Origin of the sequence: Streptomyces sp. NPDC049627 (assembly GCF_044465645.1) — a bacterium.
Lineage (GTDB): Bacteria > Actinomycetota > Actinomycetes > Streptomycetales > Streptomycetaceae > Streptomyces.
In genome coordinates this window covers 79,006-103,223 of the sequence record NZ_JBITLW010000020.1, presented here as the reverse complement: position 1 = coordinate 103,223, position 24,218 = coordinate 79,006, and the positions used below count along the sequence as shown (strand labels likewise).

20 protein-coding genes and 1 riboswitch are annotated in these 24,218 nt (G+C 70.1%); of the genes, 17 read left to right on the top strand and 3 right to left on the bottom strand.

Going from position 1 to position 24,218, the window contains the following annotated elements:
- Positions 1-92: 92 nt before the first annotated feature.
- The 15 genes from ACIBU0_RS40540 to ACIBU0_RS40470 all read left to right on the top strand — a co-directional run bounded on the left by ACIBU0_RS40540 (position 93) and on the right by ACIBU0_RS40470 (position 16,766).
- Positions 93-860 carry an HNH endonuclease family protein gene (locus ACIBU0_RS40540; protein ID WP_398829004.1) on the top strand — a complete coding sequence of 256 codons (768 nt, stop codon included), beginning with the start codon at positions 93-95 and terminating at the stop codon, positions 858-860.
- Positions 861-949: 89 nt separating this feature from the next.
- The gene (locus tag ACIBU0_RS40535) at positions 950-1,693 is read left to right on the top strand and encodes an N-acetyltransferase (protein ID WP_398828882.1); all 744 of its coding nucleotides are present in this window, start codon (positions 950-952) and stop codon (positions 1,691-1,693) included.
- 189 nt (positions 1,694-1,882) lie between these two features.
- Entirely contained in the window at positions 1,883-2,515 is a 633-nt protein-coding gene (locus ACIBU0_RS40530; RefSeq protein ID WP_398828880.1) for a hypothetical protein, read from the top strand.
- A 38-nt stretch (positions 2,516-2,553) separates the two neighbouring features.
- On the top strand, positions 2,554-4,047 hold the full coding sequence (locus ACIBU0_RS40525; protein WP_398829002.1) for a protein kinase: 1,494 nt from the start codon (positions 2,554-2,556) through the stop codon (positions 4,045-4,047).
- A gap of 127 nt (positions 4,048-4,174) precedes the next feature.
- Entirely contained in the window at positions 4,175-5,002 is an 828-nt protein-coding gene (locus ACIBU0_RS40520) for a glycoside hydrolase domain-containing protein (protein ID WP_398828878.1), read from the top strand.
- A gap of 149 nt (positions 5,003-5,151) precedes the next feature.
- Entirely contained in the window at positions 5,152-5,796 is a 645-nt protein-coding gene (locus tag ACIBU0_RS40515) for a SurA N-terminal domain-containing protein (RefSeq protein WP_398828876.1), read from the top strand.
- A 102-nt stretch (positions 5,797-5,898) separates the two neighbouring features.
- The gene (locus ACIBU0_RS40510) at positions 5,899-6,885 is read left to right on the top strand and encodes a nucleoside triphosphate pyrophosphohydrolase (RefSeq protein WP_398828874.1); all 987 of its coding nucleotides are present in this window, start codon (positions 5,899-5,901) and stop codon (positions 6,883-6,885) included.
- Between the two features lie 42 nt (positions 6,886-6,927).
- Positions 6,928-9,270, top strand: coding sequence for a hypothetical protein (locus ACIBU0_RS40505; RefSeq protein WP_398828871.1), 2,343 nt, complete (start codon positions 6,928-6,930; stop codon positions 9,268-9,270).
- Positions 9,267-10,547, top strand: a complete 1,281-nt coding sequence (locus ACIBU0_RS40500; RefSeq protein ID WP_398828870.1) for a cytochrome P450 — start codon at positions 9,267-9,269, stop codon at positions 10,545-10,547. Before ACIBU0_RS40505 ends, ACIBU0_RS40500 begins: the two co-directional genes overlap by 4 nt.
- Positions 10,548-10,820: 273 nt before the next feature.
- Positions 10,821-11,879: a transglycosylase family protein gene (locus ACIBU0_RS40495; RefSeq protein ID WP_398828867.1), complete on the top strand. Its 1,059-nt coding sequence runs from the start codon at positions 10,821-10,823 to the stop codon at positions 11,877-11,879.
- Positions 11,880-12,095: 216 nt separating this feature from the next.
- Positions 12,096-12,295: riboswitch (cyclic di-AMP (ydaO/yuaA leader) on the top strand.
- 4 nt (positions 12,296-12,299) lie between these two features.
- Positions 12,300-12,989: a transglycosylase family protein gene (locus ACIBU0_RS40490; protein ID WP_398828865.1), complete on the top strand. Its 690-nt coding sequence runs from the start codon at positions 12,300-12,302 to the stop codon at positions 12,987-12,989.
- 242 nt (positions 12,990-13,231) lie between these two features.
- Complete coding sequence (eno, locus tag ACIBU0_RS40485; protein ID WP_398828862.1) at positions 13,232-14,518, top strand: phosphopyruvate hydratase; 1,287 nt, start codon at positions 13,232-13,234, stop codon at positions 14,516-14,518.
- A 113-nt stretch (positions 14,519-14,631) separates the two neighbouring features.
- The gene (locus tag ACIBU0_RS40480) at positions 14,632-15,108 is read left to right on the top strand and encodes a septum formation initiator family protein (protein WP_398828860.1); all 477 of its coding nucleotides are present in this window, start codon (positions 14,632-14,634) and stop codon (positions 15,106-15,108) included.
- Positions 15,109-15,143: 35 nt separating this feature from the next.
- Positions 15,144-15,662: a DUF501 domain-containing protein gene (locus ACIBU0_RS40475; protein WP_398828858.1), complete on the top strand. Its 519-nt coding sequence runs from the start codon at positions 15,144-15,146 to the stop codon at positions 15,660-15,662.
- A 132-nt stretch (positions 15,663-15,794) separates the two neighbouring features.
- Positions 15,795-16,766 (top strand): exopolyphosphatase, encoded by a 972-nt coding sequence (locus ACIBU0_RS40470; protein ID WP_398828855.1) that lies wholly within the window; start codon positions 15,795-15,797, stop codon positions 16,764-16,766.
- 92 nt (positions 16,767-16,858) lie between these two features.
- Here ACIBU0_RS40470 and ACIBU0_RS40465 read toward each other — a convergent pair whose 3' ends face one another.
- On the bottom strand, positions 16,859-17,083 hold the full coding sequence (locus ACIBU0_RS40465; RefSeq protein WP_398828852.1) for a hypothetical protein: 225 nt from the start codon (positions 17,081-17,083) through the stop codon (positions 16,859-16,861).
- A gap of 558 nt (positions 17,084-17,641) precedes the next feature.
- On the opposite strand from ACIBU0_RS40465, the gene ACIBU0_RS40460 reads away from it, so the two are divergent.
- Both ACIBU0_RS40460 and ACIBU0_RS40455 read left to right on the top strand, forming a co-directional pair.
- Positions 17,642-19,021: an NAD(P)/FAD-dependent oxidoreductase gene (locus ACIBU0_RS40460; RefSeq protein WP_398828850.1), complete on the top strand. Its 1,380-nt coding sequence runs from the start codon at positions 17,642-17,644 to the stop codon at positions 19,019-19,021.
- A 250-nt stretch (positions 19,022-19,271) separates the two neighbouring features.
- Positions 19,272-20,570 carry a class I SAM-dependent methyltransferase gene (locus ACIBU0_RS40455; RefSeq protein ID WP_398828847.1) on the top strand — a complete coding sequence of 433 codons (1,299 nt, stop codon included), beginning with the start codon at positions 19,272-19,274 and terminating at the stop codon, positions 20,568-20,570.
- An 80-nt stretch (positions 20,571-20,650) separates the two neighbouring features.
- Here the strand turns inward: ACIBU0_RS40455 and ACIBU0_RS40450 are convergent, their stop codons facing one another.
- Both ACIBU0_RS40450 and ACIBU0_RS40445 read right to left on the bottom strand, forming a co-directional pair.
- Positions 20,651-23,185, bottom strand: a complete 2,535-nt coding sequence (locus tag ACIBU0_RS40450; RefSeq protein WP_398828845.1) for an ABC transporter permease — start codon at positions 23,183-23,185, stop codon at positions 20,651-20,653.
- Complete coding sequence (locus tag ACIBU0_RS40445) at positions 23,185-23,955, bottom strand: ABC transporter ATP-binding protein (protein WP_398828844.1); 771 nt, start codon at positions 23,953-23,955, stop codon at positions 23,185-23,187. Before ACIBU0_RS40445 ends, ACIBU0_RS40450 begins: the two co-directional genes overlap by 1 nt.
- Between the last annotated feature and the right edge of the window lie 263 nt (positions 23,956-24,218).

Below are 24,218 nucleotides of genomic sequence, written 5' to 3'. Positions count from 1 at the left end.
GTGCGCCGGGTCGATACCGTGTCCGCGACCGTGTACCAGGGAAAGCCGCCTGTGCGGGGCGGAACCGGCAGCAAGGGAAGGCGCGCATCGTGATGGGTCTGAGGGGCGGGGCGGCGAGCGCCGCGGCGATGGTGGGCACGGTGCTGGTCCTGGCGGGGTGTGAGAACGTCGACCTGCCCGTGGACGGCGGGCCCTCCGGCTCCGTCGCCGCCACGGGATCCGGCCGCGCCACGAGCCCGCTGGACAACCCCGACGGCACGAAACCGGGTCTGGCGCCCCTCACCTCGGACGCCGACCGGGCCGACGCGCGGGCCCTCATCGAGAAGGTGGCGACGAAGGGCCGCGGACCCAGGACGGGTTACGACCGGGACAAGTTCGGCTACGCCTGGATGGACTCCGCCCCGGGCGGCATCCCGTTCGCGCGCAACGGCTGCGACACCCGCAACGACCTCCTCAAACGCGACGGCGAGGACGTCCGCTTCCGCTCCGGCTCGGACTGCGTCGTGACCTCCATGACCTTGCGCGACCCCTACACCGGCCGGACGATCGAGTGGGCCAAGTCCCGTGCCACGACCGTACAGATCGACCACGTCATGCCGCTGTCGTACGACTGGCAGATGGGCGCCTCCCGCTGGCCGAAGGGCAAGCGCGAGGACATCGCCAACGACCCCCTCAACCTCATACCGGTCGACGGCCCGACCAACGGTTCCAAGGGCGACTCCGGCCCCGCGTCCTGGCTGCCCCCGAACAAGGGGATCCGCTGCTCGTACGCGGTGCGCTTCGCCCAGGTGTCACTGAAGTACGACCTGCCGGTGACGGCCGCCGACAAGGAGATGATGCTGCGTCAGTGCGGCGGGTGACCTCGCGGCGCGACACGGCATCGGGGGTGTCGAGGGGTGCGTCGAAAACGGCTGTCCCGCGCGGCCGTCCCGCGCTTACGGTGACCGGCATGGAATGGAAGGTATCGAGCCTCGCCGAACGCCCCGAGATGCTCGACCGGGTCGTCGGCATGGCCAACACCTGGCCTGAGTTCGCGATCCAGGACCTCGTCGGCGACGCCCACTACGGCCGGATCCCCCGCGAACTCCCTCAGTACGCGCTGTTCGCCGAGGACGAGCACGGCGAGGTCGTCGCCCACGCCTACAGCGTCCCGTTCGCCCTCGCCGCCGAGGGGCGCGGCCGGCTGCCCGCCCGCGGCTGGGCCGAGGTGCTGGTGTGGGCCTTCGCCGACCTGCGGCAGGGCACCCGGCCCGACACGGTCAGCGCCATCTCCGTGGTCATCGCCCCGCACGCCCAGGGCAGCGGCCTGTCCGCCCGGATGCTCTCCGCGATGCGCGACAACGCCCGGGCCCACGGCTTCGGCGAGGTCGTCGCCCCGGTCCGCCCCAACGCCAAGCACCTCGAACCGCACACCCCCATCGAGGAGTACGCCCACCGCGTGCGCCCCGACGGCCTGCCCCACGACCCGTGGCTGCGCGTCCACGCCCGTGCCGGCGCCGCCATCGACTCCATCGCCCCGGCCTCCATGACCGTCGCCGGTTCACTGGAGCAGTGGCGCACCTGGACCGGCCTGCCCTTCGACACGGCGGGCGACATCGAGGTCCCCGGCGCGCTGGTGCCGGTGCGGTGCGAGCCGGAGCGCGACCTCGCCGTGTACGTCGAGCCCAATGTGTGGATGCGGCACCCGCTCTAGGCCGGAAGCCGGGCCTCCGTACCCTGCGGGGTCGTACGAAGTGATCAGCACGACAACGGTTCGGTACAACCGGTGACCGTTTGTCGGTGTCGACCTATACGCTCGAAGCGACAGTCGCACGACCGGGATTGCCCGCACCGGACAGGGTCGGTCGGCCTCGTACGCCCACTTCAGGCATCAGGAGCAGCCATGCAAGGCCACGGCTACACGCAGCCGGTGAAGCAGCCGCCGCCCACCGGGGTGCTGGTCTTCCTGCGCGTGCTCTTCGTCGTGCTCTCGGTGTGCAGCTTCGGCCTGCTGATGTGGACGATGATGCTGCGCCTGGCCATCGTGACCCGCAAGGCGCTGGACTGGTGGCTGTTCGCGGCGTCGATCGTCGTGGAGTTCCTCGGCCTGTACCTGATGGGTTCCGAGCCCGGCGACGAGATCCACACCCCGGGCGGCTGGACGGGTCTCGCCCTCGTCCTGGGCGGCCTCGTGGCCTCGATCGCGTACTACCTCTCCGCGGAGATACGCCACTTCCACCAGCTCGGCTTCCCCGGCTACACCACGCAGCAGCCACCGGCCCCCGCCTACGGCTATCCGCAGCCCCAGTCACCGTACACCGCCACGACCGTGCCGCAGGGATCGCCGATACCCCAGACTCCGATACCCCAGACCCCGGCACCCCAGCCGCCGATGTCCCGGACCCCGGTACCGCCGCCTCCGCAGCGCCCCGCACCCGCGCGCATCGACCAGGTGCGCGCCGAGCTCGACGAGCTCAGTGACTACCTGCGCCAGCACGACACCCGGCAGGACGGCAACCACGAGGGCGGAAGGTGACCGTGGCGGCAGGACGGGTCGTCGCCGGCCGCTATGAACTGTCCACGCTCATCGGACAGGGCGGGATGGGACAGGTCTGGACGGCGTACGACCAGCGGCTCGACCGGCGCGTGGCCGTGAAGCTGCTGCGCCCGGACAAGGTGGCCGGGCAGGAGGCCGACGAGCTGCGCCGCCGGTTCGTGCGCGAGTGCCGGGTGACCGCGCAGGTCGACCATCCCGGGCTCGTCACCGTGCACGACGCGGGCAGCGAGGGCGAGGAACTGTTCCTCGTCATGCAGTACGTCGACGGCGTCGACCTCTCCGCCCATCTCGCCGAGCACACCCCGTATCCCTGGCAGTGGTCGGTCGCCGTCGCCGCGCAACTGTGCGCCGTCCTGAGCGCCGTGCACGCCGTGCCGATCGTCCACCGCGACCTCAAGCCGCGCAACGTGATGGTGAAGCAGGACGGCACGGTCACCGTCCTCGACCTCGGCGTGGCCTCGGTCATGGACGCCGACACGACCCGTCTCACCCACACCGGCACCCCCATCGGCTCACCCGCCTACATGGCCCCCGAGCAGGCGATGGGCGGCGCGGTCGGCCCGTACACCGACCTGTACGCACTCGGCGTACTCCTGCACGAACTGCTCAGCGGCGACGTGCCGTTCTCGGGATCGACGGCCCTCGGCGTGCTGCACCGGCATCTGTACGAGCCGCCGCTGCCCGTGCGCCGCACCCGCCCCGAGGTCCCCGAAGCGCTGGAAGCTCTGGTCCTGCGCCTGCTCGCGAAGGACCCGCAGCACCGCCCCGCCTCCGCGCAGGAGGTGTACGAGGACCTGGCGCGGCTCCTGCCCGCGCGCGGGACACCCACCGGAGCGCCCCTCGACCCCACCCGCCCCTTCCTGCGCCCGCACGCCCCGTGGCCGGACCGCGCCCGCACCCCCGCGCCCCAGCCCGCGCCCGCCACTCCGATCACCCCCGCCGACGACAAGCCGGACGTCGCCCGCGCCGTCGACGAGGTCAAGCGCCTCCTCGGCGAGGGCCGTATCACCCAGGCCGTCGACATCCTCGGCGCGATCCTGCCCACCGCGGCCGAGCAGCACGGCGAGCACTCCCCGGTCGTGCGCACCCTGCGCAAGCAGTACGCGGCCACCCTCATGGACGACGGCCAGTACCGGCGTGCGCTGCCCGAACTGCGCCGTCTCGCCGACGAACGCGCCGCCGAGGCCGGCCAGGCCGACCCGCAGTCCCTGCGCTTCCGCTACGACGCCGCCCAGTGCCTGGAACAGCTCGGCGAACCGGCGGCCGCGCTCGCCGAGTACCGGGCGCTGCTGCCGTACTACGAGAACCAGTACGTCTCCGGCGACCCCGAGCTCGCCCACGACGTCCGCCGCCGCATCGGCCACCTCCTGCTCGCCCTCGGCGACCGCCCCGCCGCCCACGACACCCTGGCCCGCCTGCTGCTCGACGTGGAGCGTCTGCGGGGCCCCGGCCACCCCCTCGCGGGGGAGGTACGGCGCACGCTGCAGTGGCTGGGGCAGGTGCGCGGCTAGATTTTGCCGATCCCTGAGCGACTCTTGTGACCTCGCAGGGCCGGCGTTTCCCGAACGCATGACCGACGCCGGATAGGTTGCGGTTCCTTTTGCCGGGCCATGCACGCAACCAGGGGTGGGGTCATCCATGTCCAGCCATCGTCAGTCGAAGAAGCGCAGATACGTCACCTGGGCGGTGGCCGGAGCCGCCGTCGTCGCCGGAGCCGGCATCGCGGCGCAGACCTCGATGGCCGCGACGACCTGGCCCGCGCAGAAGACGTACACGGGCCGCGCCTTCGACACCTGCGCCGCGCCCTCCCTGTCCGCGATGAAGGCCTGGCACACCGGCTTCTACGGAGCCGCCGCCGTCTACATCGGCGGCAAGAACCGCGGCTGCTCCCAGCCCAACCTCACCGCCTCCTGGGTGAAGTCCGTCAGCACGGTGGGCTGGAAGCTCATCCCCATCTACGTCGGCGCCCAGCCGCCCTGCCAGACCGGCTCCAACCCCGAGAAGCTCACCGCTTCCACGGCCGCCTCCCTCGGCGCGAGCGACGCGGCGGACGCCGTGGCCAAGGCCTCCGCGCTCGGCATGAAGGCGGGCAGCCCGATCTACCTCGACACGGAGCCGTACGACATCACGAACAAGGCGTGCAACGACGCCGTGCTGACGTACGTCCGGGCCTTCGACAAGGGACTGCGCGCCAAGATCTACCGCGCCGGCTTCTACGGCTTCACCAGCTCCAGCGCGAAGGCCGTCGCCACGGCGACCGACAGGACGGACCTGCCCGGCAACCTCTGGTACGCCCTGTGGGACAAGCAGAACACCACGACGGCGGACTGGCCGTGGGGTTCGACCCAGTACACCGGCCACAGCCGCGGCCACCAGTACATGGTCAACAGCAAGGAGACCCGGAACGGCTACACGATCACCGTGGACCGTGACGCGTGGGACGCCCCGGTGGCCATCACCGGCTGACGGACCGACCCGCCATGCGGGCGGCGGGCGGTGCCCGAAGTCCTGATGAATCGTTGGTCGAATGGGTTGGCCAGAGCTTGCCCACTGCCTACCATCGATCACCGCAAGACTTTGTGCACCGTCGCACAAGCTCTCCTCGGGAGGTCTCCTTGCACCGCCGCCGTCGCACCGCGCTCCTCCTCTCCGCCGCGATCGCCGCGGCGCCTCTCCTCACCGCCTGCGGAAACGACGCGCATCCGGGCGCGGCGGCCGTCGTCGGCGGCCAGCGGATCACCGTCGCGCAACTGGAGAACAGGGTGAGCGAGGTGCGCGCGGCCCAGCGCGCTGCCGTGCCGGACGACGCCCAGTACTCACAGGTCGTCGCCAAGTCCGGCACCCTCCCGCGCGACGTCCTGCACACCATGGTCCTCGACCAGGTGCTGCACCGCGCGGCCCAGGACGCGGGCGTGACCGTCACCCGCAAGGAGCTCCAGCGGATGCGCAGCGGCCTGGAAGAGCAGGTCGGCGGGGCCAAGGCGCTGGAGGCGGCCTGGCTCCAGCAGTACGGCATCCCCCCGCAGCGCCTCGACGAGAACCTCCGCCTCCAGCTGGAGGCCCAGAAACTCGCCACCGCGCTCGGCACCGACACCGGCAAGCCCGCCTTCTGGAACGCCCTGTCCGAGGCGTCCAAGAAACTCGACATCGACCTCAACCCGCGCTACGGCACCTGGGACGTCCAGAAGAGCAGCCGGGCCGACGCGAAGACGCCGTGGGTGCGCGAGGTGACGGCGGCGGGGATCCAGCAGCCGATGTGACGGTACGGGCGTCGGCTACTCAGCCTGTGGACAGCCGGTCTGTGGACAGCCGGCCTGTGGATAACTCGGGGTGCCGTCGGCGACGTGGGTTACGTTCGGATCGTGAACGCAACCAGCCCAGAAGCCGCCGAAGCCGCCCCCGGCCGCATCGTCCTGCTCACCACCAGCCACCGCGTGGCCCCCGGCCTGCTCTCCTGGCCCGCGTGGCAGGCGCTGCACGGCGCCGACCGCGTGCTGTGCGCGGACGGCGCGCATCCGCAGCTGCCCTATCTGCGGGAGGCCGGGATAGCCGTCGACGAGGCCGCCCCGAGCGCCGAGGAACTGATCGACGCGTGCGCCGGCGGCCGTACGGTCGTGGTCGTCGCGACCGGCGAGGGCGAGCCCGCCCTGACGGACGGCCTGGCCCGCCTCGCCGGTTCCGGACGCGTCAGCATGCCGGAGCTGGAGCTGCTCCCCGCCTCCTACGACCTGCCCGGCGCCCGTCTCCTCGACCTCGTCCAGGTCATGGACCGCATCCGCGTCGAGTGCCCGTGGTCCTCCCAGCAGACCCACAAGGGCCTGGCGAAGTACGGCATCGAGGAGGCGTACGAACTCGTCGAGGCGATCGAGGACGGCGACCGCGACGAACTGCGCGAGGAACTGGGCGATGTCCTGTTGCAGGTCATCTTCCACTCCCGGATCGCGGAGGAGGACCCGCAGGCGCCCTTCTCCATCGACGACGTGGCCGGAGGCATCGTCGCCAAGCTCATCCACCGCCACCCGCACGTCTTCGGCGACGAGACGGCCACGACCCCCGAGGAGGTCAAGGCGCACTGGCTGCGCACGAAGGCCGTGGAGAAGCAGCGGGAGTCGGTGACCGAGGGCATACCCCTGGGCCAGCCCGGCCTCGCCCTCGCGGCGAAGCTGGCGTCCCGGGTCCGCACGGCGGGACTGGAGGTGCCGCTGCCGACGGGGGAGGGCATCGGGTACGAGCTGCTCGCGATGGCGGTGCGGGCGGAGGCGGCCGGGGTCGATCCGGAGGCGGCGTTGCGGGTGGCCGCGCGGGCCTACCGGGACGCCGTGCGGGCTGCTGAGGGAGTGTCCTCTTAGTACCGTTGGGGCAACGGGCGGGTGCGAGGTGTGGGGGCCGGTGTGGCAAGGGAGTTGGAGGAGCTGCGGGACGCGCTGGTGCGTGCCATGGGCGACGCGCCGGGCGCATCGCGCCGGCTCGTGGAGGTCCTGGACCGGACGGGTGTCCCCGGCGCGGTGGAACTCTGGTTCCGGACACCGGGCGGGGGAACCCTGGACAGCTCGGTCGCCCGCGACTGGGTCAGGTTGCTGTCGACCCTGCGCAGAAACCATCCCAAGGAGTTCTCCGACCTCCAGGCCATAGCCGCCGAGCCCGCCCCCGCCACGACACCTCCACCGCCCGGCACCACCCCCGGCGTCACGGCAAGCGGTCCTCGTTCCATCGCGGCGGGCGGTGATATCGGCTTCGCGATGACCGGCGACAACGCGCGCCTGGTGACCGGCGGCATCACCCACCACATCGCCGGTGACCACATCGACTTCCGCGACTCCACGTTCCACGACCGGGTCGTCGGCGTGCAGCACAACCACTACGGCGCCGTGCCCCCGCCGGCGCAGTGGAGGCCGGTCGGTGAGGTGAGCCCGCTGGAGTTCGGCGTACGCCCGACCCGGCCGGTGCCCGGGCTGCCCGACGTACCGCCGTATGTGCCGCGCGACTGCGAGGAGGGGCTACGGGCCAGGCTGGCCGACAAGGGCCTCGTGCTGATCCTCGGCGAACCGTGCGTGGGCAAGTCGTACACCGCATGGCACGGCGTGCGCTTATTGGAGGGCCACCGCCTGTACGCCCCGGACCCCGGAGAGGACCTGCGGCCTCTGGTCGCCGCACTGCAGGGCAACCCCGGCGAGTACGTCGTCTGGCTGGACGAGCTGACCGGCCATCTCGGCGCGGCGGGCGGCCTGGATCTGCGGCTGCTCGGGCGGCTCAGGGATCTCGGCGTCGTCGTGCTGGCCACGATGAGTCCTGCCGAGTACTACCGGCGCCGCACCGGGACCGCCCCCGGCGACCGGGTCGTCGCCGCGGCGCGCACGGTGGAGCTGGCGCGCGAGTGGACCGAGAACGAACTGGCACGGCTGGCGGCGCTCGACGATCCGCGGGCGTATCCGGCGTACATGTGGAGCGGCCGGGAGGGAGTGGCCTCGTACTTCGCCGTCGGGCACCACCTGTACGACGAGTGGCGCCGCGTGGGCACGCAACTGGAGCACCCGCGCGGGCAGTTGCTGGTCCGGGCGGCCGTCGACCTCGCCCGGTGCGGCGTCACCGGAGCGGTGCCGGCCGAGTTGCTCGGAAGGGTCCAGGAGCAGTACCGGCCGGAGGACCGGGAGTCGTTCGAGGACGCCCTCACCTGGGCGAGGGCACCGATGTTCGGGGTGTCGGGACTGCTCGTGGCGGGCGAGAAGGACGGCACCTGGCGGGCGTACGGGGCGCTGGTTGCGGAGGCACTGCGGTCGGGCGACCTGGAGCCGGTGCCGGACGAGGTGTGGTGGACGCTGCTCGACGCCGCCCGGGAGCCGGGCGCTGCGCTGGATTTCACCGCTGTCCTGGAGGCGGCCCGCACTGCGTTGCAGGACCGCGTGGAGTCGGGTGACGCGGTGGTGGCGCTCGGGTTCGCGCGCCACACCGAGGGCGACGAGCGCGAGGGGTGGCTGCGGCGGGCGGCGGATGCGGGGGATGCGTGGGCGGCCGTGGAGCTGGCGGACGTCCTGCGGGACCGCGGGGAGGCGGGTGACGCGCTCGACTACCTGGAGCAGGTGGCCGAGGCAGGCAGCGCCGAGGCCGCGGCGAGGCTCGGCAGCCTGTTGCGGGAACGGGCCGAGTACTGGCTGCGTACGGCGGCCGAGGCGGGAGACGGCGCGGCGGCGCACGAACTGGGTGACATGCTGGTAGGGGCGGGGCGCGAGGACGAAGCGGAACGCTGGTACCTCAAAGCTGTGCACGTAGGACACCATGAGGTCGCCGCGAGTATGGGCACCCTGCTCAGCAGCTGGCGCCATCCCGAAGCGGAGGTCTGGCTGCGCTACGGGGCTGAATGGGGTGACCCGCGTGCCGCGGCTGAACTGGCTTTTTACCTCTCGTGTCAGACCGAGCACGACAAGGACGAGGTGGATCGCTTCTACCGGCAGGCGGCAGAGAGCGGAGACGCGAACGCGGCGCGTGCACTCGGCGCGTCGATGGAGCGTCAGGGCCGCTTCGACGATGCAATGGCCTTGTACCGCCAAGCCCTCGGAGGGGACACCCCGGGTGCTGCGAAGGCCATCGGGCTGCTGTTGAAGAAGCAGGGCAAGTCGGCGGAGGCCGATGAATGGCTGAGCAAGGCCGACACCGCCGACTCCGCCGACCTCCTCAAAACGCTCCCGCTGCCTCCCCGCAGCACTCACACCGCCCCTCCGGATACCGTCGAGGAGTGACCAACCAGCCCACCCCCGCCGGCCCCACCCCCGCACCCCCCGACCTCTTCACCTGGGAGTTCGCCACCAACCCCTACCCCGCCTACGCATGGCTCCGCGACCACGCCCCCGTGCACCGCACCCGCCTGCCCAGCGGCGTAGAAGCCTGGCTGGTCACCCGCTACGCCGACGCCAAGCAGGCCCTCGCCGACAGCCGGCTCTCCAAGAACCCGGCCCACCACGACGAACCCGCGCACGCCAAGGGCAAGACCGGTATCCCGGGTGAGCGCAAGGCCGAGTTGATGACGCACCTGCTCAACATCGACCCGCCCGACCACACCCGGCTGCGCCGGCTCGTCTCCAAGGCCTTCACGCCCCGCAGGGTCGCCGAGTTCGCCCCCCGCGTGCAGGAGCTCACGGACCACCTCATCGACGGGTTCGCGCGGAAGGGGAGCGCCGACCTGATCCACGAGTTCGCCTTCCCGCTCCCCATCTACGCCATCTGCGACCTGCTCGGCGTCCCCCGCGAGGACCAGGACGACTTCCGGGACTGGGCGGGCATGATGATCCGGCACCAGGGCGGCCCGAGGGGCGGTGTCGCGCGGTCCGTCAAGAAGATGCGCGGCTATCTGGCCGATCTCATCCACCGCAAGCGCGAGGCGCTCCCCGCAAGCCCCACCCCCGGCGAGGACCTCATCTCCGGCCTCATCCGCGCCTCCGACCACGGCGAGCACCTCACCGAGAACGAGGCCGCCGCCATGGCCTTCATCCTCCTGTTTGCCGGATTCGAGACGACCGTCAATCTCATCGGCAACGGCACCTACGCCCTGCTCGCCCACCCCGAGCAGCGCACCCGCCTCCAGAAGTCCCTCGCCGCCCAAGAGACCGCCCTCCTGGAAACCGGCATCGAGGAACTCCTCCGCTACGACGGCCCCGTCGAACTCGCCACCTGGCGCTTCGCCACCGAACCGCTCACCATCGGCGGGCAGCACATCGCACCCGGCGACCCCGTCCTGGTCGTCCTGGCCGCCGCCGACCGGGACCCCGAGCGGTTCGCCGACCCCGACGTCCTCGACCTCGGCCGCCGCGACAACCAGCACCTCGGCTACGGCCACGGCATCCACTACTGCCTCGGCGCCCCGCTCGCCCGGCTGGAGGGCCAGACCGCCCTCGCCGCGCTGCTCACCCGTCTCCCGGATCTGGAACTCGCGGTGGACCCGGCCGAGTTGCGGTGGCGAGGCGGCCTCATCATGCGCGGACTGCGCACGCTGCCCGTCCGGTTCACGCCGGTTTCGTGAGCGCAGTGCCGTCGCCTTCGCGAGCGCAGTGCCGCCGTCGCACTTCACAGCCGCCCGGTCACTGAACGGAGCGAAACGCTCCACCTACCCCGCACAGCCCTGTCGCACACCAGGAGATGAGAAGCCCTCAAGTCTGTGATCTTCACGTGATCTACGCGGCATTAACTTGTGACAAGTGATCGACTGCCGATACGTTCACGGATCAGCGCGGCCCCTGCATCACCCGGCATCACCCGTCGCGCCGGTCCCTGTTGTCTCGCGAAAGGTCCCCGCATGCTCTCCGGGAACGGTCGTCACCGTCGCCCCCGCCAGGCTCCGGCCCTCATCGTCGCGGCCGGAGTGACCGGCTCCGCCATCGCCATCCCGCTGCTCGGCGCCACGGGCGCGAGCGCCGCCGAGGGCACCGTGTGGGACAAGGTGGCCGAGTGCGAGAGCGGTGGCTCCTGGAGCGCCGACACCGGGAACGGGCAGTACGGCGGACTGCAGCTGACCCAGGGGGACTGGGAGAAGTACGGCGGTCTCGACTACGCCTCCAGCCCCGACCTCGCGAGCCGCTCCCAGCAGATCGCCGTCGCTCAGAAGATCCTCGAGGACCGGGGCACCAGCCCTTGGGGTACCTGCGCCGTGCTCAACGGGCTCACCAAGGAGTCCGGTTCGGTCGACCTGGACACCGGCGTCGCGGAGGACTCGCCGTCGGAGGTGTCCGGATCCTCCGGATTGCTGGATTCGTCCAACTCGTCCGGCTCATCTGGTTCATCCAATTCCTCCGGCTCGTCCGGTTCCTCGTCGCCCTCGGGCTCGTCCGGCGACTCGTCGGACTCCTCGAGCTCGCCGAGCGGCTCTCCCGGCGGTTCGTCCGAATCGTCCCAGGATTCCTCTTCTTCGCCCTCTTCTTCCTCTTCGGCGGACGGTTCCGCGAAGTCTGATACGTCACCCTCCGCAAAGGCTTCGAAGTCGTCCGGCGACCCCGCCACGGAGACGCCCGGGAGCGGCGACCGGGACAACTCCGGGCAGGACGTGGGCTCCTGGGGCCTCGCCGACACCGGGGCGATCTATGCGGGAACGGCCGACGCGGCGGCCGACGCCACGGCCGGCTCCGGGCGTCACCGCGGTGACAGTGCCGACGAGAGTGACGTCGCCGACAGGGCCGCCAAGCCCTCCGGCCGCCACGCCTCGTACACCGTCCGCGCCGGCGACACTCTCGCGTCCATCGCCGACTCCCTTGACCTCGACGGCGGATGGTCCGCGCTGTACGACGCGAACAAGAACGCCATCGGCACTGACGCCAACCACATCTTCCCCGGTCAGACCCTGAAAGTCCCCGCCGAATAAGGGGCGAACAGGGGTCGAACAGGGCGAAAAACAGTGGGAGTTCGCGTCACGGTTCGCGTTGAATGTCCGTTTTAAATGTAGTGAGAGATAGATCTCAGAAGCCCTGATCGTCTTTGAAAATCCGGGATTCGGGTGTCTACGGTCGTGATCGCTCGGCAATCCGAGCCCCGGCTGCCGCAACGCCGAATCCTGCCAGCGGCCGCACGGGAACAGTCGTCGCGTCAAGCGCCGTAGGCAGGAGCGGGGGACCCAAGGTAGGCGCCGGGTCCGGCAGTTGAGGCCCTTCGGGGTCGCACGGCCGGACTCGGCTAGGGGTGAAGCCGCGCAACGGGAGCCGAGAGGCGACCGTGCGTGGCCGGGCAACTCAACCGGCCCGAACCCGACAGCTCACCTCGCAGGCGTCGGTGAGGGGATCTCTCCATGCTGTTTTCCAGCAAGGGCAAGCACCGCCGTCCGTCCAAGGCCGCTCGCGCCATCGCCGTCGTCGGCGTCACCGGTGCCGCCGCCGTCGCCGCCCCGCTGATGGCGGCCGGCAGCGCCTCCGCCGCCACCGCGTCCGAGTGGGACGCCGTCGCCCAGTGCGAGTCCGGCGGCAACTGGTCGATCAACACCGGCAACGGCTACTACGGCGGCCTGCAGTTCTCCGCCTCCACCTGGGCCGCGTACGGCGGCACGGCGTACGCCTCCACCGCCGACCAGGCCACCAAGGCCCAGCAGATCCAGATAGCCGAGAAGGTCCTCGCGAGCCAGGGCAAGGGTGCCTGGCCGAACTGTGGCACCGGCCTGTCCGGCGCCGCCTACAACGGCTCCTCGGCGAGCGGCTCCTCGCAGAGCACCGGGACGACCACGCGCTCCACCGAGCAGCAGTCGGCCTCCCGCTCCACCGACCGCCCGGCCGCCAAGAAGAGCACCAAGACCGTCACCACCCCGACCGGCAAGAAGGTCAAGAAGGGCGACGGCGAGTACAAGGTCGTCAAGGGTGACACCCTCAGCTCGATCGCCGAGAAGCACGACGTCAAGGGCGGCTGGGAGAAGCTCTTCCAGCTGAACAAGGACATCGTCGAGGACGCGAACCTGATCTACCCGGGTCAGCAGCTGCACCTGAAGTAGTCCCCGCAAGCTCCCCGCTCCGGTGCGTGTTCCCCCGTACGCACCGGGGCGGGGTCTTTTGTGCGGGGTGGTTTTGTGGCGGAGTCCTTTTGCGCACGGGGGTTTTTGTTCCGTTCGGAAACAATTTACTCTCGGTTCTGTCCACGGGCCGGTCGACCGCTGGCCGATCGGCGTGAGCCGGTTAGGCTCGTCTCGCAGTACCCACCACGGTCTGCGTACCCGCGTCACATCCCAAGAAGGAGATGCTCGTGCCGTCCATCGACGTCGTCGTAGCCCGGGAAATCCTGGACTCCCGAGGCAATCCCACGGTCGAGGTCGAGGTCGGCCTCGACGACGGCAGCACGGGTCGTGCCGCCGTCCCGTCCGGCGCCTCGACGGGCGCCTTCGAGGCCATCGAGCTCCGCGACGGTGACCCCAACCGCTACCTGGGCAAGGGCGTCGAGAAGGCCGTCCTCGCCGTCATCGAGCAGATCGGCCCGGAGCTGGTCGGCTACGACGCCACCGAGCAGCGCCTGATCGACCAGGCCATGTTCGACCTGGACGCCACCGACAACAAGGGCTCCCTCGGCGCCAACGCCATCCTCGGCGTCTCGCTCGCCGTCGCCCACGCCGCCTCCGAGGCCAGCGACCTGCCCCTCTTCCGCTACCTGGGCGGCCCGAACGCGCACCTGCTGCCGGTGCCGATGATGAACATCCTGAACGGCGGCTCGCACGCCGACTCCAACGTGGACATCCAGGAGTTCATGATCGCCCCGATCGGCGCGGAGTCCTTCTCCGAGGCCCTGCGCTGGGGCACCGAGGTCTACCACACGCTGAAGAAGGTCCTGAAGAGCAAGGGCCTGGCCACCGGCCTCGGTGACGAGGGCGGCTTCGCCCCGAACCTCGGTTCCAACCGTGAGGCCCTCGACCTCATCCTCGAGGCGATCAAGGAAGCCGGCTACGCGCCCGGCGAGCAGATCGCCCTCGCGCTCGACGTCGCCGCCTCCGAGTTCTACAAGGACGGCAAGTACCTCTTCGAGGGCAAGGAGCGCTCCGCCGCCGAGATGACGGAGTACTACGAGGAGCTCGTCGCGGCCTACCCGCTCGTCTCCATCGAGGACCCGCTGTTCGAGGACGACTGGGCCGGCTGGAAGGTCATCACCGACAAGCTCGGCGACAAGGTCCAGCTCGTCGGCGACGACCTGTTCGTCACCAACCCCGAGCGCCTGGCCCGCGGCATCGAGGACGGCGCCGCCAACGCGCTGCTCGTGAAGGTGAACCAGATCGGTTCGCTCACCGAGACCCTGGACGCCGTCGAGCTCGCCCAGCGCAACGGCTTCAAGTGCATGATGTCCCACCGCTCCGGCGAGACCGAGGACGTCACCATCGCCGACCTGGCCGTCGCCACCAACTGCGGCCAGATCAAGACCGGCGCCCCGGCCCGCTCCGAGCGCGTCGCCAAGTACAACCAGCTGCTGCGCATCGAGGAGATCCTCGACGACGCGGCGGTGTACGCCGGGCGCAGCGCGTTCCCGCGCTTCAAGGGCTGACCGTAGAGCCACAGCCGTAAAGGGTTAAGGCTTAGCCAGGCATACGTACGTCCCCGTACTCGGTCCCGTACCGTGTGCGGGGACGTACGCGTGTGAAACGGGAGGCGGGGAAGATGGCCGTGAAGGACCGGGACCGGTTCTCCACCGCGACCAGGATCCGGTTGCTCGGCGAGCAGACGGCTGCCCGGGTCTACCGCTCCCAGACCAAGCGGCAGGCCCGGCGCTCCAGGCTCACCGGACGGGCCGCGCTGCTCGCGCTGGTCGTCTGCTCCATGGTGGTGGCGCTGGCCTACCCGATAAGGCAGTACGTCTCCCAGCGCGCCGACATCGCCGATCTGCAGCGGCAGAAGGAAGAGGCCGCCCAGCGGGTCGAGCAGCTGCGCGACCTCAAGGCACGCTGGCAGGACGACGCGTACGCCGAGCAGCAGATCCGGCAGCGGCTGCACTATGTGATGCCCGGGGAGACCGGTTACATCATGGTCGACCCGGACGCGGCCAAGCAGGCACGGGCCGATGTGGACGCGGCCGACCGGCCCTGGTACTCGAACATCTGGGACGGGGTCGACAAGGCCGACGCCTCCGATCAGTGAACCGACAGACACCTCAGAGAGACTTTCGTACAGGCATGGAAACGCCCCCGCCCGCCACCCCGCGCACAGAGCCGACCGACTCGGACATCGAGGCCTTCAAGCAGCAGCTCGGACGCCCGCCGCGCGGGCTGCGCGCCATCGCGCACCGATGCCCGTGCGGTCAGCCGGACGTCGTGGAGACGGCACCGCGGCTGCCCGACGGCACGCCCTTCCCGACGCTGTACTACCTGACGTGCCCGAAGGCGAACTCCGCGATCGGGACGCTGGAGGCGAACGGGGTGATGAAGGAGATGACGGCCCGGCTGGAGACGGACCCGGAACTTGCTGCCGCCTACCGTGCCGCCCACGAGGACTACATTCGGCGCCGGGACGAGATCGAGGAGCTGACCGGGTTTCCGAGCGCGGGTGGGATGCCGGACCGGGTGAAGTGCCTGCATGTGCTGGTCGCACACTCGCTGGCCGCGGGGCCGGGGGTGAATCCGCTGGGGGACGAGGCGATTGCGATGCTGCCGGAGTGGTGGAGCAAGGGGCCATGCGTGGTTCCTGGCGAGTGACCTCGCCCCCGCCAGGAGGCTCCGCCCCCTGGACCCCGTCGGCCCCGAAAGGGCCTCGTCCTCACACACCAGACGGGCTGAATGCAGCTGACCGGTGCCGAGAAGTTCACCTGACCACAGAAGGGCCCCGCCATGACCCGCGTCGCCGCCATCGACTGCGGTACCAACTCCATCCGGCTCCTCGTCGCCGACGTGCACCCGGAGAGCGGTGAACTGGTCGATCTGGACCGCCGGATGACCATCGTGCGGCTCGGGCAGGGCGTCGACCGGACCGGCCGGCTCGCTCCCGAGGCGCTGGAGCGTACCTTCGCCGCCTGTCGTGAGTACGCGGCGATCATCAAGGAGCACGGCGCCGAGCGGCTGCGCTTCGTGGCCACGTCCGCCTCCCGGGACGCCGAGAACCGGGACGAGTTCGTGCGGGGTGTCATGGACATCCTGGGTGTCGAGCCCGAGGTCATCACGGGGGACCAGGAAGCCGAGTTCTCCTTCACGGGCGCGACGAAGGAGCTGGCGGAACACGACCACCTCCCCAAGCCCTACCTGGTCGTGGACATCGGCGGTGGCTCGACCGAGTTCGTCGTCGGTGAGGAGCACGTCCGCGCGGCGCGCTCGGTGGACGTCGGCTGTGTGCGGATGACCGAGCGTCATCTGGTGGAGGAGGGGGTCGTCTCCGATCCGCCCGCCGCGGAGCAGATCGCGGCGATGCGGGCCGACATCGAGGCGGCGCTCGATCTCGCCGAGGAGACGGTGCCGCTGCGTGAGGCGCGCACGCTGGTGGGGCTCGCCGGGTCCGTGACCACCGTGTCGGCGATCGCGCAAGAGCTGCCCGAGTACGACTCGACCCGCATCCACCACTCGCGGATCAGCCACGAGCGGGTCCGGGAGATCACCGAATGGCTTCTGCGCTCCACCCACGCGGAGCGTGCGGCCGTACCGTCCATGCATCCCGGGCGAGTTGACGTCATCGCCGCGGGCGCGCTGGTCCTGCTCGCCATCATGGAGCGGATCGGCGCCGAGGAGGTCGTGGTGAGCGAGCACGACATCCTCGACGGCATCGCCTTCAAGGTGGCGGAGGACGCGGACGAGGGCAGGCGCGGCGACTGAAACGCGGTGGCTGACGCGCGGTGACATGGAATGGCCCCGGTACCTCCCACGAGGCACCGGGGCCGTTTGCCGCAACCCGTGCAGGGCGTCCGTCAGTTGCAGATGAGGACGAGCAGGCCTACGCACCCGTCGTCGCCACCGCCGTGGTGGCCGTGATCATGACCGCCCGCGGCAGCCATGGACTTGACGGGGGAAGCGGGTGCAGCGGCGGCGGTTGCGGCCGTCGCGGCCCCTGCTGCGAGAGCGATGCCGAGGGCAGCGCTGACCGACACTATTCGAGCGGTGGCCCGCTTGAGGGCCTTCTGTGGAGTGATCATGGCTGCACGCTATGCACACATTTGTCCACGCGCGCGCGGAATGTGGCTGACGGGTGAACGGTGATCCAGGCCGCCGTCGGAGGGTGGTCCGCGTCTCGTTTGTTACTGGATGGTAGCCACGGTTGAGCAGGTCGGTTAGCGTATGAGCGCTCTCGAGAGGGACCCTCTGAGGCCCTTTCCGGGCCGTGTACGACCCCTTCGCGGCGCCCGCCGAAGAAAGTTCGTGAAGTTCTTCACAAGGAATTCGGCCCTGGAGAGGTGCGGACAGGGGTCGGTTGGCCCTTCCGAGGGGTGAACAGGCCCTTGAACATGTTCAGATGGACGGTGTAAGAGAGCTTCGAGGAGTCGTCGACGGAAGGTGTTTCCGCCCGCTCACAGCAGGTCCGCCGAGCCAGAGAGGCAGCTCACGCGGCATTGACAACGGGTCGTGCCGGAGCCGGGTTCCCGATTGTGACCATGACCTGCGTCACGCGGGCCGGGGAGTGTAGCACAGGGCCTGCAAGAGCTTGTGAAGGGGCGCACGAGCGACCCCCCTGAGGCGGGTGGATACTCGATGGCATGAGCACCACGGAGCGTCCCAGGATCCTCGTAGTAGGCGGTGGGTACGTAGGCCTGTACGCAGCTCGGCGCATCCTCAAGAAGATGCGCTACGGCGAGGCGACCGTCACGGTCGTCGACCCCCGGTCGTACATGACCTACCAGCCCTTCCTCCCCGAAACCGCCGCCGGCAGCATCTCCCCGCGCCACGTCGTCGTCCCGCTGCGACGCGTGCTGCCCAAGGCGGAGGTCCTCACCGGCCGGGTCACCACCATCGACCAGGACCGCAAGGTCGCCACGATCGCCCCGCTGGTCGGCGAGGCGTACGAGCTGCCCTTCGACTACCTGGTCATCGCGATGGGCGCGGTCTCCCGCACCTTCCCGATCCCCGGCCTCGCCGAGCAGGGCATCGGCATGAAGGGCATCGAGGAGGCCATCGGCCTGCGCAACCACGTCCTCGAGCAGCTGGACAAGGCCGACTCCACGACCGACGAGGAGATCCGCCGCAAGGCGCTCACCTTCGTCTTCATCGGCGGTGGCTTCGCGGGTGCGGAGACCATCGGTGAGGTCGAGGACATGGCCCGCGACGCGGCGAAGTACTACACCAGCGTGTCCCGTGAGGACATGCGGTTCATCCTCGTCGACGCCGCCGACAAGATCCTGCCCGAGGTCGGCCCGAAGCTCGGCCAGTACGGCAAGGAGCACCTGGAGGCCCGCGGGGTCGAGGTCTACCTCTCCACCTCCATGGACTCCTGCGTCGACGGCCACGTCGTGCTGAAGAACGGGCTCGAGGTCGACTCCAACACCATCGTGTGGACCGCCGGCGTCAAGCCCAACCCGGCGCTGTCCCGCTTCGGCCTGCCCCTCGGCCCCCGCGGTCACGTCGACTGCGAGCCGACGCTCCAGGTCAAGGGCACCGACTACATCTGGGCCGCCGGCGACAACGCCCAGGTCCCGGACCTCGTCGGCCGCAAGGCGGGCAACGAGAACGCCTGGTGCCCGCCGAACGCCCAGCACGCGCTGCGTCAGGCGCGCGTCCTCGGCGACAACGTGATCTCCGGCATGCGGGGCTTCCCGCAGAAGGACTACGAGCACGCCAACAAGGGTGCGGTGGCCGGTCTCGGCCTGCACAAGGGCGTGGCGATGATCGTCATGGGCAAGATGAAGATCAAGCTCAAGGGCCGTCTCGCCTGGTACATGCACCGTGGTTACCACGGTCTCGCGATGCCGACGTGGAACCGCAAGATCCGCGTCTTCGCCGACTGGACGCTCGGCATGTTCCTCAAGCGCGAGGTCGTGGCGCTGGGCGCCCTCGAGACTCCGCGCGAGGAGTTCTACGAGGCGGCCAAGCCCATGCCTGCGGCGCCGAAGCCGGAGAAGACCGAGGCGAAGGCCTCCTGACCTTCTCCGGTCGCTGAACTGACCGAAGGACCTTCCGCCATCCGTGGTGCGGGAGGTCCTTCGGCCTTCCCGGACGCGGTGGTTGCCGTCCCTGGGGGGCTGCGCCCCCAGACCCCCCTTCGGCCCAAGGGCCTCGTCCTCAAACGCCGGACGGGCTAAAAGCATGCGCGTGGGGGACTGTATCCGGGCCCCTCAGATGTTTACGTGGTGTTGGACATTCCGGGATCTCCTCTCCACGGAGGTGTGCGCCATGGCCGACGCCGCGGTGCGACTGAAGGGTCTTCTCGAACAGGTGCTGGGAGCCCCGCTCCCGGTGCGCATCCGCGCCTGGGACGGTTCGCAGGCGGGGCCGCCGGGCGCGCCGACCCTGGTCGTACGGAACCGGCGTGCGGTGCGCCGGCTGCTGTGGAAGCCGGGTGAGCTGGGGCTCGCCCGGGCCTGGGTGGCCGGGGACCTCGACATCGAGGGGGATCTGTACGCCGCCCTCGATCTGCTCGCGGGACTGGTGTGGGAGCGGGGTGAGGACGCCCGCGGGCTGGTGGAGTCCCTGCGCGACCCCGAGGTGCGGGCCGGCGTCCGCGGGCTCGTCAAGCTCGGCGGACTTCCCCTGCCGCCCGCACCGCCCCCCGAGGAGGTCCGCCGGCAGCGCGCCCATCTGCACACCAAGCGCACCGACAAACGCGCCATCAGCCACCACTACGACGTCGGCAACGACTTCTACGAGATCGTCCTCGGGCCGTCCATGGTGTACTCCTGCGCCTACTGGGCGGCGCCGCCCCCGCACGGCACCCTCGAAGACGCCCAGCGCGACAAACTCGACCTCGTCTGCCGCAAGCTGGCCCTCCGGCCCGGCGCGCGGCTGCTCGACGTCGGCTGCGGCTGGGGCTCCCTGGCGATCCACGCGGCCCGTGAGTACGGCGTGAGCGTCGTCGGTATCACCCTCTCCCAGGAGCAGGCGGCCTACGCCCGCAAGCGCGTCGCCGACGAGGGGCTCACCGACAAGGTGGAGATCCGCGTACAGGACTACCGGGATGTCACCGACGGACCGTACGACGCCATCTCGTCCATCGGCATGGCCGAACACGTCGGCGCCGAGCGGTACCTGGAGTACTGCGATGTGCTGTACCGGCTCCTGAAGCCCGGGGCCCGGCTGCTGAACCACCAGATCGGGCGGCGGCCGCAACGGGACGAATCCTCCTACCGGGTCGACGAGTTCATCGACTCCTACGTCTTCCCCGACGGCGAACTCCAGCCCATCGGCACGACCGTCGCCCAGCTCGAACGCGCCGGCTTCGAGGTGCGCGACGTGGAGGCGATCCGTGAGCACTACGCCCTGACCCTGCGCCGCTGGGTCGCCCGCCTGGAGGCCGACTGGGCCCGGGCCGTCAAGCTCACCAGCCCCGGCCGCGCCCGCGTCTGGCGGCTCTACATGGCCGCCTCCGCGCTCGCGTTCGAGCGCAACCGCATCGGGGTCAACCAGGTGCTGGCGGTCAGAACACCCGAATCCGGTGACTCGGGGATGCCGCTGCGGGCCCGTACCTGGGGCTGAGACGCCAGGGGCCCCGCTCCCTCCCGGGAACGGGGCCCCTGTTCTCGTACGGCTGTTCTTCTACGGCTGTTCTCGTACGGCTATTCCGCCTTGATCGCGTTCAGCATGTTCAGCTTCGCGGCGTTGCGGGCCGGCCACATCGCGGCCAGGACGCCCACCAGTCCGGCCAGGATCAGGAAGATCCCGATCCGGTCCCAGGGCAGGACCAGTGCGTAGCCCGGGATCTGGTCCGCGAAGGTCTCGCCGATCGCCCAGCCGAGGAACGAGCCGAGGCCGATGCCGATCACCGCGCCGAACACCGAGATGACCACGGCCTCCAGCCGGACCATCCGCTTCACCCGGCGCCGGTCGAGCCCGATCGCACGCAGCATGCCGATCTCCTGCTGCCGTTCGAAGACCGACATCGCGAGGGTGTTGACGACGCCCAGCACCGCGATGATCAGGGCCATCGCCAGCAGGCCGTACATGATGTTCAGCAGGGTGTTGATGGCGCCGCCGAACTCGTTGCGGATGTCCTGCCGGTCCATGACCGTGATCGCGGGGTTGTCGCCCAGCGCGTCGAGGAGGACCTTCTCGTTCGCCGAGGACTGGCCGCCGTCGACCTTCACGAAGATCTGCCGGATGGACGGCTTCACCTCGTGCGGGTTCACGACCTCGGTGTCGACGAGGACGGGCGAGAGGAACTCGCTGTCCTTGAAGACGGCGCCGACCGTCAGCGTGCCCTTCTTCTCGTCGCCGAAGGTGACGGGGACGCTGTCGCCGGGCTTCCAGCCCTTGTTCTTGGCCGTCTTCTCGGCGACCGCGATCTGCCCCTTGGCGAGCGAGTCGACGTTGCCGCTGACGACGTCGACGGTCAGGACCTGCTCGATGTCGTGCGGTGTGACCGCCGAGGCGGACACGTAGTCCTCGTCACCGACCTGGAAGTAGACGTCCTGCTGCGGCGAGACCGCCGAGACGCCCTTGGCCTTCTCCAGCGCGGTCAGCGCGGACTGGTCGAGGTCGCCGCCGTTCGCCATCGAGACCATGTAGTCGGCCTTGATGTTGTCCGTGGTCATCTTGTCGATGGCCGTGCCGACCGTGATGCCGAGCACCGACAGGCCGGTCACCAGCGTCAGTCCGATCGCCAGCGCCGAGGCGGTGGCGCCGGTGCGGCGCGGATTGCGGACCGCGTTCTGGCCGGCGAGCTTGCCGGACACCCCGAAGGGGCCGACGAGCAGCGGGCGGACGAGTGCGATCACGGGCCGGGACAGCAGCGGGATCAGGATGATCACGCCGATCAGCGCGAAGAACGCGCCCGCCCCGATGTACATCCGGCCGTCGTCGCCGCCGGCCGAGGCACCCAGCACGATCCCGGCCGCGCCCAGGGCGGTGACGGCCGCACCGATGGAGTTGCGCACCACCAGCGACTTGGTGGTGGCGACCGCGTGGACGCTGTTCATGGCCGCCACCGGCGGGATCTTCGCGGCCCGGCGGCCGGGCAGCCAGGCGGCGAACACCGTGATCAGCACACCGACGCCGATCGCTGCGATCACCGGCGTGGCGGAGATGATCAGCGGGCCGCCCGGAATCTTCATGTCGAACGCGGCCATTCCGGAGCGCAGACCGACCGCGAGGCCGATGCCGAGCACGAAGCCGATCACCGAGGCGACCAGGCCCACCACCGCGGCCTCGGCGAGCACCGAGCGGGTGATCTGCCTGCGCGAGGCGCCGACGGCGCGCATCAGGGCGATCTCCTTCGTGCGCTGGGCGACCAGCATCGTGAAGGTGTTGGAGATCAGGAAGACCCCGACGAAGAGCGCGATGCCCGCGAAGCCGAGCAGGACCTGCTTGAGATTGCCCAGACCCTGCTCGATCTGCTCGGCCTGCTCGTCCGCGAGGGCCTGGCCGGTCCGGGCCTCGGCGGTGTCCGGCAGCAGCGGCTTGACCGCGTCCAGGATCTTCGCGTCGGACGCGCCGGGGGCGGCGGCGACGGTGGCGCTCTCGAAGTACCCCGGCTTGAGGTACTGCTTCTGGGCGACCGCGGTGTCGAAGAGGACGAGGCTGCCGCCGGCGTTCACGGCGCCGTCCTCGGTGGTGAACACGCCGCTGAGGGTGTACTCCTTCACCGGACCGTTGGTCGCGACCCGGACCCGGTCGCCGACCTGGTACTCACCCTTGGCCGCGGACTCCTTGTCCAGGGCGATCTGATCGTCCTTCACCGGGCCCGAGCCGTCGGTGAAGGTGTAGGCGGGGTCCTTGCCGTCCTTGCCGGGGGCGAAGTTGGAGCCCTTGTTGGACCAGCCGACGCCGATCAGCTTCCCGTCGGGGTCGGCGACCCCCGCGAAGCCCTCGACGCGGCCGTACGCGCCGGCGACGCCGTCCACGGCGGAGATCCTGTCGAGGGTCCTGCGGGAGAGGCCGGGCTCTTCCTTGGCGTTGTCGGGGTCGGCGTGCGAGGTGACGGCGACGGCGACGTTGTCGTAGCTCTTCGCCGACTGGTTGCGGAAGGCGTTGGAGAGGGTGTCGGCGAAGACCAGGGTGCCGGAGACGAACGCGACGCCGAGCATCACGGCGAGCACGGTCATCAGGAGCCGGGCCTTGTGCGCGAGTACGTTGCGCAGGGCTGTGCGGAACATCAGCTGGTGCGGCCCTTCGCGTCGAACTGCTTCATGAAGTCCAGGACGTTGTCCGCCGTCGGCCGGTACATCTCGTCGACGATCCGGCCGTCGGCGAGGAAGACCACGCGGTCCGCGTACGCCGCGGCGACCGGGTCGTGGGTCACCATCACCACGGTCTGCCCCATCTCCCGTACGGAGTTGCGCAGGAAGCCGAGCACCTCGGCGCCCGAGCGCGAGTCGAGGTTTCCGGTCGGCTCGTCGCCGAAGATGATCTCGGGCTTGGAGGCGAGGGCGCGGGCCACGGCGACGCGCTGCTGCTGCCCGCCGGAGAGCTGGGCGGGGCGGTGGCTCAGCCGGTCGGCCAGGCCCACCATCCGGATGACCGAATCCACCCACTGCTTGTCAGCCTTGCGGCCCGCGATGTCCATCGGGAGGGTGATGTTCTCCAGCGCGGTCAGCGTCGGCAGCAGATTGAACGCCTGGAAGATGAAGCCGATCTTGTCCCGGCGCAACTTGGTGAGCTGCTTGTCCTTCAGGGAGCCCAGTTCGGTGTCGCCGATGCGCACCGAACCGGAGGAGAAGGTGTCCAGGCCGGCCACGCAGTGCATCAGCGTGGACTTGCCGGAGCCGGAAGGGCCCATGATCGCGGTGAACTCGGCCTGCCTGAACTCGACGGAGACCCGGTCGAGGGCGACCACCTGGGTCTCGCCCTGTCCGTAGATCTTCGACAGATCCGTGGCACGCGCGGCCACGGCGGTGGCCCGGCCGGCGATGGATGCGGTGGTCACGAGAGAAACGCTCCTGAAGGACGACGGTGTGTTCGAAGGACGTCATCCATCGTCCTGGCCGAGGAGCGCCGTGTAGTCAGTCGCTGTTCCGGTTCCGAAGGCAGACTGCGGATGGACCGGACAGGCCCGTGTCATACCTGAGGATGACGGAGGACCCTGACGGGTGTTCACGTCGGGAACAGGTGGAGCGTCCTTGTTTGGACGGTGAAATTCCGTCATTCCGCATGCGCCGCCGACCGTCGCACGCAAGGCTATTGGCAAGT